This window comes from Armatimonadota bacterium (assembly GCA_017303935.1).
Classification (GTDB): Bacteria; Armatimonadota; Fimbriimonadia; order Fimbriimonadales; family Fimbriimonadaceae; genus JAFLBD01.
On sequence record JAFLBD010000001.1, the window covers coordinates 72,347 to 88,401 of the forward strand.

Consider the following 16,055-nt stretch of genomic DNA (forward strand, 5'->3'; position numbering starts at 1 on the left):
CCTACTAATCTTTGGTGGGATGTGATCATGCCAGACCCAATTCTTATCGGTAAGGGAGAGAATCCCGTTTATTTGTTGCCTGGAAAGGCCAATCGACATGGGCTCATTGCGGGGGCGACCGGTACCGGAAAAACGGTAACGCTTCAGGTTCTTGCCGAGTCTTTCAGCCGAATGGGAACTCCGGTTTTCATGGCGGATGTTAAGGGCGACCTCAGCGGAATGGCGTTTCCTGGCGGCGGAAAGCCAAAGCTTGAAGAGAGAGCCACAGAACTTGGCATCACGCTCAATTACGCAGGAAATCCGGTTGTCTTCTGGGACATGTTTGGGGAGCAGGGACATCCGGTCCGCACCACTGTCAGCGAGATGGGGCCGCTACTTCTGAGTCGATTGTTCCAACTAAACGAGACGCAAGAAGGTGTTCTGAGCATTGCCTTCCGCCTAGCTGATGATGAAGGTTTGTTGTTGCTCGATTTGAAAGACCTGAAAGCGATGCTCTCAGAAATTGGCGAGCGCGCGGATGAGATTCAGCGCGAATACGGCAACGTAGCCCCAGCCACCGTGGGAGCGATTCAGCGACAAATCGCGATGTTGGAAGACCAAGGCGGGGACATGTTCTTTGGAGAACCCGCGCTTGATCTCAAAGACATGATGCGAACCGAATTTTCTGGCAAGGGGATCATCAACATCTTGGCAGCGGACAAGCTGATGCAAAATCCGCGTCTGTACGCTTCCTTCTTGCTTTGGATGCTCTCGGAGCTGTTTGAAACCCTCCCAGAGGTTGGTGACCTCGAAAAGCCGAAGATGGTCTTCTTCTTTGACGAGGCTCACCTCTTGTTCAACGACGCACCAAAGATTCTGCTCGAAAAGATTGAGCAGGTCGTACGGTTGATCCGGTCAAAGGGTGTTGGTGTGTACTTTGTCACCCAGAACCCAGCAGACATCCCGGAAACAGTGCTCGCGCAGCTCGGAAATCGATTCCAACATGCCTTGCGGGCTTTCACACCGAGTGAACAAAAGGCGATCAAGGCCGCTGCGGATAGCTTCCGACCCAATCCGGCGTTCAAGACAGAGGAAGTCATCACGGAACTCGGTGTAGGTTGGGCATTGGTATCAGTGCTGGATGAAAAGGGCACTCCGACCATCGTCGAAAAGACTGCGATTCGACCACCAGAATCAAGGCTCGGCCCTGGAACTCCTGAAGAGCGGCAAACCGTGCTCCAAGGTTCTCCTGTTGCGGGCAAATACGATCAGTCCCTAGACCGAGAATCGGCCTACGAGAAGCTGAAGGTCAAGGCGGACGCGCAAGAAGCCGCTGATGCCGAATTGGCTCGGCAACAGGCCGAAGAAAAGGCGCAGAAAGCGGCCCAAAAAGCAAGCGGTGGCGGACGGCGCGGTGACTCGGTGGCCGAAGCAGTTCTCAAGAGCACGATGCGAGCGGCAGGTTCTCAACTTGGGCGTCAACTCATTCGGGGCGTCTTGGGCGGATTGTTCAAGCGATAACTTTCCGCTGAATCCTGTGGGCCCAAAGGAGTTTCCTTTGGGCCCATTTGTTCGGGTAACCTGACATTTCATGGCAAATCGATGACCTTACCGCTCTCGAGCGGAACATAGAAACGATCTCTTTTCGTTCGGGCTGTACTCGGCCCAAGGTCAATTTTATAAATAGGTTTGCACACAAATGTTTTCAGTTCTAAGGCATCGCGGGTTTAGAAACCTGTGGCTCGGCCAAGCAATTTCCCAGTTCGGCGACGCGTGTTACTACGTGATCTTCATGTTCATGGCGCAAAAGCTCTCCGGTAGCGCCGAGGTAGTTGGGTTTGTCGGAGCGATTGAAATGCTCCCGTTCTTGCTCGTCGGCCCTTACGGGGGAGTGCTTGCGGATCGGTTCGATCGCAAGAAGATCATGCTCATCAGCGATCTGATGTCTGGAATGACCTTGATCGGCTTGATGCTGGTCGTGGTAAGTTTTCAGGGGAAGCCACCGATTGCCGCCATTTTTGTGACGGCGTTCCTGACTTCCTGCTTCCGGTCGGTTTTTCTGCCAGCCAAGAGCGCTGCGATCCCAAATCTTGTCTCCGAAGACGAGCTGTATGCTGCGAATTCGCTGAGCTATATGACGCAAAGCTGGATGCCGATGATCGGGCTCGCTCTCTCGGCATCAGTGATCGGGATTCTGTATTCCATCAGCGAGACATGGTTCTTCGCATTGAGCATTGCGATCAATGCGCTCAGCTTCTTCGTCTCGGCAATTTACGTCGCAAAACTGCCCGAAATCAAGCCGAATCGCGAATCGGTGGATCAAGAAAGTCATCCGTGGCAGGACTTCGTTCTGGGCATGAAGTACCTGTGGGCGGACGGATATTTGCGTGCGCTCATGATTCTAACTGGCCTGATGAGTCTGATGATCTCGCCATTTTTTGTCGCCTACGTGCAGGCCAACAAGCAATGGTTTGGCAATCACCCGGTGACCTTAACCTGGTTTGAATTTTCGTTCTTTGCCGGATTACTTGTGGGCGGATTCATAGTGGCAAAGCTCAGTATTCGCAAAGTCGGATGGGGATTTATCTTTGGAATTTTTGGGTGCGGAGTGTGCGTGGCGATCCTGGCGATCCCAAACAACATGATGCTCTTCGTCTCCATGAACTTCTTGGCAGGCGTTTTTATCCCGTTCGCGGACATCCCGGCGGCCAGCCACATGCAATCGATCGTTGACGATAGCTACCGAGGCCGTGTGAACAGCACGTTGAGTTTGGTTCGAACAGCATCGATGCCTCTCGGTCTCGGACTTGCCGGCACTTTGATCGCCACGATTGGGCTTGTCAAGCTGTTTTTGTTGATGGGATTTGGGATGGTCGCGGTCGCGCTACTCGGAGCGGCATTACGGCCGTTCAGAAATGCAACTCTGCAAGCAAAGTAGGTCGAGGGACTTTGGTCCTCATACCTCTAAATCTGATGTATGATGCAGGCATGACCGAGCGCGAAAAAGTAGCTCATCTTTACCGGAGACTGGGGTTTGGTGCGACCACCGAAGAGATCGCTCGGGGCGAGCGAGAAGGTGCTAAGGCTACCGCTAGCCGTTTGATCGACTTCGATGGGGTCGATGACGGCTTTCCGATTAGTCCGTGGAGCTTCTGCTTTGATGAGGGCAAGGACGAGATCTATCTCGATTCGTTCCGCCCTGCGGTGTATTGGAGCCTCCGAATGGTCATGTCTCAAAGACCTCTGCAGGAGAAGCTCGCGTTGTTCTGGCACGACCATTTTGCGGTGAGCGGTTCCAAGGTCGAAGCTGGGCCGATGATGCTGCATTATCTGGAGATCCTGAGGAATCTCGGCTCGGGGAATTTTAGGGACTTACTCCTTGAGATTTCCCAATCTCCAGCGATGTGCTTCTGGCTGGATACCCACGAAAACCTCAAGGACGCACCGAATGAGAACTTCGCGCGAGAGGTGATGGAGCTTTTCACGGTCCAAATCGGGAATTACACCGAGCGCGATGTTCAAGAAGCGGCGCGGGCGTTCACGGGGTGGGGTGTGCGGTACCTAGTCTTTGAAAAGGGCGGCGAAAATGTTCAGGAAGTCGCTCGAGATTGCATCTTGCGCGGACGACCGATGTTCACTTTCGCCTATTCGCCTGAATTGCACGACACCGGCATCAAGACAGTGCTTGGTAAACGAGGAAATCTGACCGGTGAGGATGTCATAGATTTTCTCGCTGGGCATCCCAAAACTCAGACCGCGATTTGTAAGAAGCTGTGGGAGTTCTTCGTTTATGAGAATCCAGCGGAGTCGATCATCAGTGAACTCGTCAATGTGTTTCAAAGCTCGAACGGAAACATACGTAAGATTCTTTGGGCCATCGTTCAGCACCCAGAGTTTTGGAGCGAGCGTGCGATTAGGACCAAGATCAAGAGTCCGGTCGACTTTTCAGTGTCGATTTTGAGGCAACTACGGTTGAACTCATTTTTGATCGAGGCACACGGGAAAACGCCAAAACCGTTCGTTGCTGCGCCCAAGGCTCTACGAGACATCGGTGGTGCTGCGTTCGGGCTCAGCACACAACAAGGTCTTTCGCCACTTTTCCCGCCAAACGTTGCGGGCTGGGATTGGGGCACGGCATGGATCACGCCTAACAACATGATGTATCGCAATCAAGTCGGGCAGCTGATTGTCGGAACTGCGGATGACAATTATGTTGGTTCGGGGGTCATCGCTTTACGCCTCACTGAACTTGGCGCCGACAAATCTCCGCAAGGTGTAGTTGATGGATTGCTCACTTTGTTCGATGCCAAGTTGCCGGACGAAAAGAGGGCGGTTCTGATTGAAGGATGCCGAAAGCACGGTGGGCACATGGCACTTACGGAGCCTCAGCCGAGAGCAAATATGCTCGGGATCGTGTTGCGCGGGCTATTTGCCTCTCCCGAATTTCAGTTTTGTTAAATTTTGTCTACCAATCCAGAAAGTTAGGTAAAGTTTTTGCAAGGCAATTTTGCCGAAATTTGAGGTTTGAAAAAATGAAAAAAGTTCTCGGAATGATGGTTGTCGCCGCGATCGCGAGCGGCGCAATCGCACAAGATATGTCGGAGTTTCTCCCTAAGAAAGAGCTCGCGACATTGGATTTTCTAGTTGGCAAATGGACTGGCACAGTCGAAACCAACTTCGGCGGCGGGGAAGACGTCAAGATGAAGGCGACGATGACTAACAAGTGGGATGTCGGCAATCGCTTTATGACTGGCGACGTTGTGTACGACATGGGACCTATGGGCGTCATGTATGGCAAGCAAATGATCACCTTTGATCCGACCGAAAAGAACTATGTTCTCCAATGGTTCGACATGAGCGAGCCACTTCCAATGACCTTCCGAGGAACGTGGAACGACAAGACGATCTCCATGGCGAGCGGCCCAACCAAGACCGCCAACATGGGAACCTTGACGATGCGCACGAGCTACACAAAGGTCGATGATAAGTCGATCAACTTCCTGCTGGAGCAAAAGAACGGCGACAAGTGGGAATGGATGATGAAGTCATCATTCAAGAAGCAATAGTCCAGCGCTTCCATAAATATCTGGCCCAGACGGATGAACTGTCTGGGCCATTTTCTTTTGATGGTATCGTCAAAGAACCATGTTGACTTCGATTTTGGCTCTGGTTTTGGCGCAGCAACAAGCTTCAAATCCGATCTATATGACCTTTGCTCAATACCCTGCCCAATCGATGCTGGAAGATACGAAGGCACTGGGTGGATTCGCAGTTTCAAATCACGCTGCCGCCGTTGCCGATAAGGGGACCGTGCCAGCCGGAAAACTCGCCGTACAACTCAAACGGCTGCCATCTTCGATCGAAGTCAGAATTGTCAACGGGACTTCTAGTCCGTTTTGGTTTGATGCCGCAGATAGCAACATTTTGGGCTGGATGGAAGCGCGCGACGAAGACGGCGAATGGGCTCCAATAGAGTATTTCAATTGGATTTCTTGCGGGAACAGTTATCACCGAGTTGCCCTGAAGACCGGATATCAATGGAAATATTCGAGGCCGATGCCTGCGGGAGGTCCTAAAACGCGGGTTCGATGGCGAAGCATCGTGGCAGGCAAAGAGATATTTTCAAACGAATTGACCGCGAATATTTTGCTTACCCGGTTTCAACTGGACCCCGAGACAAAGAAGAGCTTCCGACTCGATACTAAAGCACGCCCAACGCTGTATCCCTTGGACTTACGACCGCCGGAGATTCTCGAGACAAGCACTCTAAAAGTGGTCGGCGAGAACCTTGGATTCACAGAAGGTCCTTGCTGGGTGGGCAATCGTTTTTTGTTTTGTAGTTGGGGAAAGCAAGGCATTCTTTCCTTTGATCCGGCAACTGGGGCAATTGTGCCCGCACTAGAATCGGCGCCAAAGTCGATCGGAATCGCGACCGATGGTAAAGGATCGATTTTCGTGGCATCAGCGCAGTCGAAAAATATCCGAAAATTCGCGATAAAAGACGGAAAATTGGCTGGTGAGCAAGTGATCGCCAGTGGATTTGAAGGCAAGAAACTGGTCGCAACAAATGATCTAGCAGTTGGGCCAGATGGCACAGTTTATTTTACGGATCCTTTTCTCATCAATCGACCAGAATCAGATTCAGTCCCAAAAATGGGTGTTTATTCCGTCAATAAATCAGGAAAAATTGAAATTCTTACGACTGATGTCAACCAGCCGAATGGAATTGCTTTCAAGTCGAATGTGCTTTACATCGCCGAATATGCGACCAACAAGATCAAAAAATTCGACCTAAAATCCAGAAAATTATCGGAATTTGTAGATCTGGCTACAGTTGCAAAAGAGAATGGCATCAGCGGGCCGGGCCAAGCGGACGGAATTCGCTTCGATAATCGCGGCAATTTGTACTCAACGGGGCCTGGTGGGGTGTATGTGATCAGTCCGGAAGGCAGTTTCATGGACCACTTACCTCTGGCGCGCTCAACAAACCTAGCATTTGGTGGCGCAGACGGCAAGCTGCTACTTTTGACTCAAAGCGGCAGCATCTCGACCGTGCGTTGCCAATTTGCGGGTGCTGGGTTCTAGCGTTTCCAGATCGAGCGTACGGGTTCACCTGGGCTCCAGGCTGTGCGCTCGGTCTCGGTAAGGCCGCATTTTGAGAGTGTCTCTAACTCATCTACAAGTAGCGGCCATGGGACCGGTCCCAATTCATCATCTGGCGTTCGCAAACGGGTGATCGCGACGAGAGTTCCACCGGGCTCGACGAGCTTTGCGGTATTTTCTATGAATTCTTGGCGAATTTCTGGAGGCGATGCTTGCCAGGTATAGACCTCAACCACGAGGTCGAATTGTCCAAATTTGCTGGCGTCGACTTTGCTCAAATCTGCTACTTCATAGCTCACGGTTGAGTTAGGGAATCGCTCTTTGGCCCAGTCGATCGCCGTAGAGGAAATATCGAAGGCCCATACTTGCTTGGCGATTGTGCTTATTAGTTCAGCGTCGTCACCAAGACCGCACCCGACGATGGCCGCGTTTTCCCATTGCATGCTTCTTCCGGCGGCCCACTCGCTCAGCAGCGGATGCGGCGCAAGGTCTGCCCAAGGCACTCGTTCAGATTGCCCTTGAGCATACGCATAGAGCTCTTCGAACCAACGTGTGGGTTCACTAGACTCTCTAGCACGATTCGCCAACCTTGCCGCATGCTTTCGGTGTTCCAATGGGTCGATCACGCAAGTTAGGATACCGGTGAAGTCCGATAATTTGACGACACCTTATACCCAATCTAAACGTACTGATAGCGTCTCCAAAAACTCTTGGAAAAACTCAATGAAATCGAAAGTCTTTTCTCTCGCAATTGGACTTGTTAGCTCCCACACCATGTCGATGGCACAAACTCCATCAGTCAGCTACAAGCGAACCTATTTGAACACGCCTTCTACCCAGTGTTCATACTCCACGCCGGTCTTTAAAGGCACTTCAGAATTCATTCGGTTTCTGAACAAATCATTCTCGGGTCAGGCACACGGTTGGGCGGATGTCTTCAATGCGGAGAACAAGGAAATGGTGATGGGCAGAAAAAACGAATTCGATTCCAAGACGACGATTTCGCTTCTGACACCCACGCTTGTGAGCGGATTGTCCACAAACTTCTATGATACGGGCGGCGCCCATCCAGGAATCTGGTTCTTTGTGCACAACTATGGCTATCTAGGAGGCAAGCCTGCGATCATCCGATTGTCAGACTTGTGTAAACCCAAAATGGATATAGCGTCGACGTTTAGTCCCGCCATTCTCAATGAGTTGCGCTATCGAGAAGCCGAATGGGTGATGAACGGCGAACTAACCGAAATCAATCCGCAACTGCTGGAGACATTTATCTTGACGCCAACCTCGATCGTCTGGATCATCCCTCCTTACGAAGCCGGTCCCTGGGCACAAGGCACCTTCGAGATCAAATTTCCGCTTTCAAAGTTCGCTCAAGCATGGAACCCGTCCGGACCACTTAGTGAAATTATTCAGGCAAGCGAATAATTCGAAATCTGAACTACTCTTGAGGCTCTGGGCTATTGCGGGTACTCCATCGAATGAGGATGCTCCCGAGGATTGCCGCGACGATTGACGCCGCGAAAATACCAAGTTTGCTACTCTCCAGGTGGATCGGATTTTCAAAGGCAAGTCCGGAAATAAAGATTGCCATCGTAAATCCGATTCCTCCGAGGGCGGCAATCCCGGCGATATGGCTCATGTTCAGCCCTTCGGGCAGCTCGGCAACTTTGAGTTTCTGAGCAAATAGTGAGAATAACAAGATCCCGATCAGCTTGCCTATGACCAGCCCGAAAAATACTCCAAAAATAATTCGAAAATCGTACTGGCCACCAGGCGACAGCGTCACGCCGCTGTTGCCGAATGCAAACAGAGGCAGCATTAAGTACGCGACCCAAGGATGCAAAATGTGGGTCATGCGCAACATCGGAGAGTTCACGGACTCCAGATTGGTTTCAAGAACCTGCAACGCGCTACTCTGCTCTTCGTTGATCATCGGCGAACGATCTGCGGGCGCAGAGGATTCGAACTCATCGAGTAATCCTCGTGCACGGGACAGGAACTTTGGTCCGTCGATTCTCGAACTAGCCGGAATGGCAAGCGCGGCAAGCACTCCCGCTACAGTGGTGTGCAGCCCGGAGAGTAGCGTGAAGTACCAAAGCCCCACAAATAACAACGTGTAAGTGAGCAAATTGCGGGATCCCATGGCATTCAGTCCGACCATCAGTAGCCACGCCGCGAGTGCGGAGAGGAGAGCCATGATGTTCAGCCCGCCGCTGTAAAAGAGAGCGATCAGAAGCACCGCACCAATATCATCGATAATCGCAATAGCTGTCAGCAGAACCTTGAGCGACGTAGGCACTCGGTTACCCGCCAGCGCAAAGATGCCCAACGCAAACGCAATGTCAGTGGCAGTAGGCACGCCCCATCCGCGCAATGTAGGTTGCCCGGCATTGATGGCAAAGTAGATCAGCGCCGGTGCCACCATCCCCCCCAGCGCGGCAAAAAGTGGCATCAAGGCTTTTCTTGGAGTCGAAATCTCTCCAACCAATAGTTCGCGTTTGATTTCGAGCCCAACGAGCAGGAAAACAATCGACATTAAGCCTTCGTTGAGCCAAAAGTGAGCGTCCTTTTTGAACGTGAAGTCGCCGAACTGGAATCCGAATTTGGTATGCCAAAGCTCAAAATAATGAGCAGACCACGGCGAATTTGCCCAGGCAAACGCCAACACGCTCGCAATGATCAGCAGGAAACCGCTGCTTGCTTGCTGCGAGGCGAATCGTTGGAACGGCGAAAGAGCCCGCTCTACCAAGGTTGGCCTGGACATAAGCTATTTTGGCACTTCCAGGCCGTAACTTCTAGCGATGGAAGCGATCGAACGCGTCCCTTTCGAGCTGTTCGCGATGATCAGGATGTGCGACCGAGATCAACGCGGTGGCTCTTTGCCGTAGATTCTTGCCGTAAAGATCAGCCACGCCGTATTCGGTGACGACGTAATGCACGTGCGCCCGAGTGGTCACCACACCCGCGCCTTCGTTGAGCACAGGAACGATTCGGCTGTGTCCTTTCTTCGTGGTGCTCGGCAAGGCAAAAATCGGCTTTCCACCTTGACTCAAGCTGGCGCCACGTACAAAGTCCATCTGGCCACCGACTCCGCTGAACATCCGCTTTCCAATCGAGTCCGCGCAAACTTGGCCCGTCAGATCAATTTCGATCGCGCTGTTGATGGCCGTCATTTTGCTGAGCTTGCGAATAACGCTGGTGTCGTTCACATAGCCAATGTCTAGCAGCTGAACAAACGGGTTGTCATTGACGAAATCGTAGAGTCTCTGTGAGCCAGAAACGAACCCGGCGACGATCCGGCCAGGGTGAATGCGCTTATGCTGATTGGTGATAACGCCGTTTTCAACGAGGTCAACCACGCCATCGCTGAACATCTCGGTATGAATGCCCAGTTCTTTGTGGCTATGAAGTGCGGCAAGAACCGCATTCGGAATCGCGCCGATCCCCATTTGGAGACAGGCCCCATTTTCGATCAGCTCAGCCACGTTCTTTCCAATTTTCGTCTCGATCTCGTCGCTGGGTGTCGCTGGATGCACCATGAGTGGTTCGTCTACCCAGATGCAGTCGTCGAATTTCGAAATATGGAAGTTGCCATCGCCGTGCGTGCGCGGCATGTGTGGGTTGATCTGGGCAACCACTCGCTTCGCAGATTGAACAGCCGCAACTGCGGTATCAACACTGACTCCGAGTGAGCAGAAGCCGTGTCGATCCGGTGCCGACACCGTGATGAAGGCCACATCCAGAGGCAAAACCCCGCGCCGGAACATGTTCGGAATCTCGCTCAGAAATACAGGCACATAGTCTCCTCGGCCCTCGTTGACCGCGCCGCGCAGGTTGCCACCGATGAAAAGGTTGTTGACAAAGAAGCTCTCGGCAACCTCAGGTGCCGCATAGATAGCCTCCCCTTCGGTGTGCAAATGGACAATTTCGACATCGCGAAGTTCACTCGCTCGGTCGACGAGTGCCTCGATGAGCTTGGTCGGGGTCGCAGCCATGCCGTGGAAGAAAACGCGGTCGCCGGATTTGACACATTTGACCGCTTGATCGGCAGTACTGAGTTTAAAGAGTGGTGAGAGTGAAGGTACGGTGGGCGTCGAACTAGACATTTACAGTTCCAATTTTCGACAATCGAACCTGAAATTCCTTCCGATTAGCTCGGAGAATGATTGTAAGTCAGGGTCATGAACCAATCCGGGAATTGGTCCGGGGTGAGCCCGCAACTCGGAATGCCGAATTCCGCCAGTTTATAAGCAAGGGCACGATCGAATTCTGGTGTGCCGGATTCACTGAGCGCGAGTAGGATCGAAAAATTGACCCCGCGCTCCACAATTTCATGCGCGATCTTTTCCGTCAGCGCCCGATTTCCGCCATCGAAGAGATCACTGATCAAAATCAGCGTTGTATTGGTCGGATCATCAATCAGAGAATCTACAAACTGGAGCGCAGGCGCGATGTCAGTACCGCCGCCCAGTTGCGCAGCGAACAGCGCTTGAACCGGATCTTCGACGTGAGCTGTGAGGTCTACGATCGAAGTGTCAAACGCGATGAGGCGAACATCGTTCCCTGGCAGTTGTGCAATAGCCGAAGCATAGATGGTCGTGAAAATGACGCTCTCTGCCATCGACCCGCTTTGATCGATCAAGATCACAATCTTCCGGCTTTGCCTGGATCGGCGAGGTCGCCCATACAACTTGGTAGGAACAATGGTCTGACTTTCAGGCAAGTAGGTCCCCAAGATTTGCTTGATCGTTCTGTGCCAGTCAATATCGGACAATTTTGGACTCTTGAGTCGCCGTGAGGCTTCCCGCTGTCCCAGCAGAGTCTGCAATAGGTTCGGTCGGATCTTTGCTTCGATCTGCTTGGCAATGTGCGAAATGACTTCGCGCGCAGCATCCAGTGCCTTGGGCTTCAGCGAATTGGATAGATTCAGCAGCGTGGCCGCAAGCTGAACATCGGGCTGGAGCGTCCGGATGATCGCAGGATCACCCAACAACTTCTCAACTCCGAGCCGATCTATGGCGTCCTTTTGGATCAGCTCAACTGCCGATGGGGGAAACAACTTTCGAACATCGCCCAACCACTTGGATACCGTTGGCTGGCTACTGTGAAGGCTCCCGCGCCGATCGGAATGATAAAGCACATCCAAGCAATCCGCCATCGACTGCATCGACGCATCGAGTTCCTGATCGATGCTTGGGTCGCTCCCCAATATGAATCGCCATCTGGCTTGTTCAGTTGTCAAGTGTCTGCTTCCTCCGTATCCAAGAGTGCGTCTAGAATCGATGACGTGAACGTGGGAGCGCTATTTTGTTTGGCGACCTCGCCTCTCGGAAAGATGATTGCTCGCAGAGATTCTCGTTCGCCAGGTGGAATGTCGGCAAAGCTGGCAACGAGCGCCGGCGAACACTCAATAAATTTCTCCCCGTCTAAATCTCTCACAAATTGACGAACAGATTCAAAGATTTCAGGCCGGTGAATCAAAATCGCCGCCGATCCATTCAAAAATCCTCCGAGCCATTGACTCGAATCAATCACCGGGCAAGACGGCGAAAACTCAAAACTCATGCGATTGACAAGTTCGGGCTGATCGAGGTCTGCGATCCTTGTTGCGAATCCTCGAACAACAGGTGAAACGCTTGGATCAGCGACCAGTTCTGCGATCGCGGTTTCTAGCGGCGAAATCAGTTCGGGTTGTTTGGTCGCGCGTACCACCAGCAAGCAAGGGTTAACCATCTCAATCAGGTGCTTCGATGCCTCAAAATCGGCCCCGAGGAATCCAAATCTAAGATGAATATGGATTCGATCGACCAATCCGCGAAGGATTTTTTGAGTTGATTCGTGATTCTGGGGCGAGAGCCGACCATACATGAGGACCCGGCAGAGTGGTGGCACAATTCTTAGCCAATCCTCGAGCGAAGAAGACTGAGCGGCCAGGCTCTTGACGACGTCCGTGATTGGGTCAATCGCTCGCGAAAGCTCTGCTCTGAGGGCAAGCAACAGGCATTCGCAAACAGCGCTCATCGATTCGCTGGACCGGGCTCGATCAATCAAAATTGCCGTGGAAGCAGATTCGATCGTCGCGCCGAACCTCCCCGCGGAAATCAAACCGATTTCGGTTTCAGGATGCCACATCAGCTCCCAGAGTTCATGAAAATTGCCATCACCTCGTCGGCCATCTTGGAGCCTAGCCCATCCCAATCCAAGTGCCACAGTTCGAGAGAGAAAGAGGCTCTTTTCCTGGTCCCGAGGTTCGCGATTGTCAAGAAGTAAGTCCGATTGTGAAGAGTCAACTTTGATTCTCAATCGCTTGGCTGTAGCTTGAAACTCTATTTGAAGTGGCTGGCGAAATCCACATGGAGGCAGCTGACCAACTCGCTCGCCGACCAGCAATTGAGTTTCGATTGCCGCGTAATCCTGGCGGTTTCCGTGGCAACACACGGCCAAAATCGCTTCCTCAAGTTCTGCTAGTCCGGGTTCAGCCAAGCCTCGAAGATTGGAGAGGGAATTGGCGAGCAATGCCGCTTCCACCGATTGGCTCGGGCCAGAAGGTCGTCCGGATTCGCGGAGGAGATGGCTCCCCCGGCTGACCCAAATTGCAGTTCGTTTGTCGGAGTCTGGGACAGAGTTCACCAGCTCGTAGAATGCGGGCGACCTCAATCCGGCGCCATATCCCGACTGAACATGAAGACGCGCATTGCTCCAAGGCACCCAAGTGGAAATGGTCTTCTTGGGTTCGGGCAGTTCTGGAAGTTCGCTCGATTCCCATCGCTCCAATGCGGGAGCATGCCAGGCTCCGCAGATAACCGCAATTCTCTTTGCGCCCGATTTCATGGTTTTGGCGATTTCATGGCACATCCACCTCTCTCGAATATCGAGTTCAAGCTGATCCGTCTCTTGCCGAATGTGCCCCATGATTTCAGAGATCGCCGAGAAATGACCCTCATCTGATCCTGCACGTTCGACATACTTATCCCACCAGACTTCGCCGGAAATTTCCCCCGATTCTTGGGCAATCATGGCCAAGGGATCAGCGGAATTCAGTCCCCTTTCCTTGGCACTCTTCTGACACGAGATACCAAATGGAAGATCAATGAATCGAACTGGAGTGCCAATTTGGCAAGCATAAATCATCGCCTTCCACTCAGGCGAATATTCGGTGAAAGGGGCGAACGAGGCCACCTCTGGTTCCTCCTCTAGATACTGCAGAATTGCGACCGGGGGCTTTGCGTGAAGAGCAATCTCCGGCACAATCGCACTCGACGAATCGGAGGGTCCCTCGATCAAAATGGCATCCCAATGCGATTTGCATAGAGCAGCAAAGAGCTTCTTTGCTGACCCTGGGCCGTGGTGCCTAATGCCGAAGATTTCAACCATTTGGTTAGTGATTTTTCAAATCTTCAATGCAGGCAGTATAGAGCTTGCCAAACGCCGTTCGGGTCTTCATGACGGTCTCCAAATACTCTAACCAAATGGTTGAATCTTGTGACTGATCTCGCACAATCGAACCGTAAAGAGCCTGCGCTAGGATGGTTGGCGTGAACGTTCCATCGCCGAAGTGGGTCGCCATCGCAAGACTACTTTCTACTACGCCGATCGCTTCAGCTGTGCTCAGCGTCGCTGATGGCGACTTCAGTTTCACCTTGCCGTCAGCGGTTTTTCCTTCCCGCAACTCGCGGAAAATCAGGAGGATTCGATTGATTTCGCCCTCGGAGCCGAGGATCGTCTTTTCGGCAACAGGTCCATTTCGCTCGATCACGCGGTCCGAAACGATCTTGACTTCTTCTTCCAGAGTCGCGGGTAGAGGTAAGTGGACCGTATTGAAACGCCGTCTCAATGCGTGACTCAGATCGTGGACCCCTTTGTCACGATCGTTAGCCGTCGCAATGACATTGAAGCCCCGAATCGCGGCAACCTCGCTTCCCAATTCAGGGATGGAGATCACTTTTTCACTCAAGGTCGTGATCAAACTATCTTGAATCTCGCCGGGAATTCGAGTGATTTCCTCGAGCCGGGCGATCTTGCCAGATTCCATGGCGCGGAGAACGGGCGATGCTACCATGGATTCCGGCTTCGGCCCCTCAGCAATCAGCCGAGCGTAATTCCAACCGTAGCGAACAGCCGACTCATCCGTACCGGCCGTGCCCTGAACGAGGAGGCTGGAGTCGCCACAAATCGCAGCGGCAAGCAATTCCGAAACCCATGTTTTGGCGGTCCCCGGAGTACCTACCAAGAGGAGTGCACGGTCAGTCACCAGTGTCGCGACAGCGACTTCGATCAACTGCCGCGAACCAACATACTTTGGCGAAATTTCAAGTCCATCTCGCTTCGCACCAATGACGAAATCGACCACGGCTCGTGGCGACAATCGCCAGTTATCCGGACGCGACTTCGTGTCCGCTTTTGCCAGAGCCTCGAGCTCTTGCTGATATTGGATTTCGGCGCGTTGGCGCAAGACGTTTGGGAGCATTACGAATTAGAATACGCCGCTTCGAGATGGATTCGCAATTGAACCTTCATGTAAAGATGCCGAACGCTCTCGCTGTTGGCTTGTAAACCACTTTTCGCCAATTGCTCCAAGAGCCACTGGAGCCCATGTGTGCTGCAACCAACGGCCAAAGTCGGGCCTGTCAATGGGAGCCAGTAGATCCTCATTCGTCGAACCTCACCCGCCCAGTGGTTTAGAAGCGCCTTTTCGACCTCCTCCGACCAAGGCGCCATCGCACTCCATAGGCCAATGAGGTCATGGTCGGGGACGTGCGCACCGGGCTTATTGAACCCGAGGCGATCAAAAACGATCTTCAGTTCGCTTGCTGGAAGCGCACTCCAGTCCTTTTCATAAATGAAAATTCTATCGCCCGAATGGGGAAGATCCATCAGCGCAATCATCCTCTCTGACGTCGGATGATTCAGGGCGAAGTCTTTGACAACCAATTGATCGAAATACGACTTTGCATTCTTCGCGAATACTTTGAAATCGGGAACCAACACATCCAGATCATGCCGAGTCGCAATCTGGGCCAATATCGAATGGATACTCTCCCTTTCTCCAAGTTCAAATGGCCATATTTCCGCGGGCGTGCTCCATCGCTCGGGATTCTGGAAGCACTCATGCATCAGTCGGCTAGCGGCGAGCTGTTCATCCGTACCGCTCCGCCGAGCAAGATTCCGAACGGCAAGCTGTCTTGTCGATGCCCTCCGGTCTAGTTTCAATTTTTCAAGAAGTTCATTTGGGGCATCGATTGGCCAGTTCGCCGCTAAGAAATCCCGCTCCGTCGGCTTCCACTTTTGGTATTCGGCTAGAGCTAGTTTCGTCGCGAGATCAGGCTGACTTTCGGCTGCAAGTAGGATCGAAATCATTCGGTCCTTTGAAGTCAACTCCGGTGGCACATGTTCCGATAAGTTGTTAATCAAAACAAGTCGACGCCACTGAGGATGTTGTTCGCAGAGCCACCTCCCGCGACTGCAAAACT

At 52.5% G+C, this 16,055-nt stretch carries 13 protein-coding genes; 6 read left to right on the forward strand and 7 right to left on the reverse strand.

Annotated elements, in window-relative coordinates; genetic code table 11:
* Positions 1 to 27 precede the first annotated feature (27 nt).
* The 5 genes from J0L72_00375 to J0L72_00395 all read left to right on the forward strand — a co-directional run bounded on the left by J0L72_00375 (position 28) and on the right by J0L72_00395 (position 6,564).
* Complete coding sequence (locus J0L72_00375) at positions 28 to 1,500, forward strand: DUF853 family protein (GenBank protein MBN8689222.1); 1,473 nt, start codon at positions 28 to 30, stop codon at positions 1,498 to 1,500.
* Between the two features lie 178 nt (positions 1,501 to 1,678).
* Entirely contained in the window at positions 1,679 to 2,917 is a 1,239-nt protein-coding gene (locus J0L72_00380; GenBank protein ID MBN8689223.1) for an MFS transporter, read from the forward strand.
* A 50-nt stretch (positions 2,918 to 2,967) separates the two neighbouring features.
* Positions 2,968 to 4,437 carry a DUF1800 domain-containing protein gene (locus tag J0L72_00385; protein ID MBN8689224.1) on the forward strand — a complete coding sequence of 490 codons (1,470 nt, stop codon included), beginning with the start codon at positions 2,968 to 2,970 and terminating at the stop codon, positions 4,435 to 4,437.
* Between the two features lie 74 nt (positions 4,438 to 4,511).
* Positions 4,512 to 5,045: a DUF1579 family protein gene (locus J0L72_00390; GenBank protein MBN8689225.1), complete on the forward strand. Its 534-nt coding sequence runs from the start codon at positions 4,512 to 4,514 to the stop codon at positions 5,043 to 5,045.
* A gap of 79 nt (positions 5,046 to 5,124) precedes the next feature.
* Positions 5,125 to 6,564 carry an SMP-30/gluconolactonase/LRE family protein gene (locus J0L72_00395; GenBank protein MBN8689226.1) on the forward strand — a complete coding sequence of 480 codons (1,440 nt, stop codon included), beginning with the start codon at positions 5,125 to 5,127 and terminating at the stop codon, positions 6,562 to 6,564.
* Here J0L72_00395 and J0L72_00400 read toward each other — a convergent pair.
* Entirely contained in the window at positions 6,561 to 7,208 is a 648-nt protein-coding gene (locus tag J0L72_00400) for a class I SAM-dependent methyltransferase (GenBank protein MBN8689227.1), read from the reverse strand. The genes J0L72_00395 and J0L72_00400 overlap by 4 nt on opposite strands.
* Before the next feature lie 97 nt (positions 7,209 to 7,305).
* Here J0L72_00400 and J0L72_00405 point away from each other — a divergent pair, with 97 nt between their 5' ends.
* Entirely contained in the window at positions 7,306 to 8,010 is a 705-nt protein-coding gene (locus tag J0L72_00405; GenBank protein MBN8689228.1) for a DUF3298 domain-containing protein, read from the forward strand.
* A 13-nt stretch (positions 8,011 to 8,023) separates the two neighbouring features.
* Here the strand turns inward: J0L72_00405 and nhaA are convergent, their stop codons facing one another.
* From nhaA to J0L72_00435, 6 genes are read right to left on the reverse strand one after another with little or no spacing between them, the layout of a single operon-like run.
* Entirely contained in the window at positions 8,024 to 9,349 is a 1,326-nt protein-coding gene (gene nhaA, locus J0L72_00410) for a Na+/H+ antiporter NhaA (protein MBN8689229.1), read from the reverse strand.
* A gap of 31 nt (positions 9,350 to 9,380) precedes the next feature.
* A complete protein-coding gene (locus tag J0L72_00415; GenBank protein MBN8689230.1) occupies positions 9,381 to 10,691 on the reverse strand; it encodes an acetyl-CoA hydrolase/transferase family protein in 1,311 nt (436 codons plus the stop codon).
* Between the two features lie 44 nt (positions 10,692 to 10,735).
* A complete protein-coding gene (locus J0L72_00420) occupies positions 10,736 to 11,827 on the reverse strand; it encodes a VWA domain-containing protein (protein MBN8689231.1) in 1,092 nt (363 codons plus the stop codon).
* Entirely contained in the window at positions 11,824 to 13,959 is a 2,136-nt protein-coding gene (locus J0L72_00425) for a hypothetical protein (GenBank protein MBN8689232.1), read from the reverse strand. The genes J0L72_00420 and J0L72_00425 overlap by 4 nt, the downstream gene beginning before the upstream one ends.
* A gap of 4 nt (positions 13,960 to 13,963) precedes the next feature.
* The gene (locus tag J0L72_00430) at positions 13,964 to 15,052 is read right to left on the reverse strand and encodes an AAA family ATPase (GenBank protein MBN8689233.1); all 1,089 of its coding nucleotides are present in this window, start codon (positions 15,050 to 15,052) and stop codon (positions 13,964 to 13,966) included.
* Entirely contained in the window at positions 15,052 to 15,942 is an 891-nt protein-coding gene (locus J0L72_00435; GenBank protein ID MBN8689234.1) for a hypothetical protein, read from the reverse strand. Before J0L72_00435 ends, J0L72_00430 begins: the two co-directional genes overlap by 1 nt.
* Positions 15,943 to 16,055 lie beyond the last annotated feature (113 nt).

Bases quoted from the DNA above. Each gene is read 5' to 3' on its own strand.
- J0L72_00375 (MBN8689222.1), top strand. From the start codon at position 28: ATGCCAGACCCAATTCTTATCGGTAAGGGAGAGAATCCCGTTTATTTG.
- J0L72_00380 (MBN8689223.1), top strand. From the start codon at position 1,679: ATGTTTTCAGTTCTAAGGCATCGCGGGTTTAGAAACCTGTGGCTCGGC.
- J0L72_00385 (MBN8689224.1), top strand. From the start codon at position 2,968: ATGACCGAGCGCGAAAAAGTAGCTCATCTTTACCGGAGACTGGGGTTT.
- J0L72_00390 (MBN8689225.1), top strand. From the start codon at position 4,512: ATGAAAAAAGTTCTCGGAATGATGGTTGTCGCCGCGATCGCGAGCGGC.
- J0L72_00395 (MBN8689226.1), top strand. From the start codon at position 5,125: ATGTTGACTTCGATTTTGGCTCTGGTTTTGGCGCAGCAACAAGCTTCA.
- J0L72_00405 (MBN8689228.1), top strand. From the start codon at position 7,306: ATGAAATCGAAAGTCTTTTCTCTCGCAATTGGACTTGTTAGCTCCCAC.
- nhaA (MBN8689229.1), bottom strand. From the start codon at position 9,349: ATGTCCAGGCCAACCTTGGTAGAGCGGGCTCTTTCGCCGTTCCAACGA.
- J0L72_00415 (MBN8689230.1), bottom strand. From the start codon at position 10,691: ATGTCTAGTTCGACGCCCACCGTACCTTCACTCTCACCACTCTTTAAA.
- J0L72_00425 (MBN8689232.1), bottom strand. From the start codon at position 13,959: ATGGTTGAAATCTTCGGCATTAGGCACCACGGCCCAGGGTCAGCAAAG.
- J0L72_00430 (MBN8689233.1), bottom strand. From the start codon at position 15,052: ATGCTCCCAAACGTCTTGCGCCAACGCGCCGAAATCCAATATCAGCAA.
- J0L72_00435 (MBN8689234.1), bottom strand. From the start codon at position 15,942: ATGATTTCGATCCTACTTGCAGCCGAAAGTCAGCCTGATCTCGCGACG.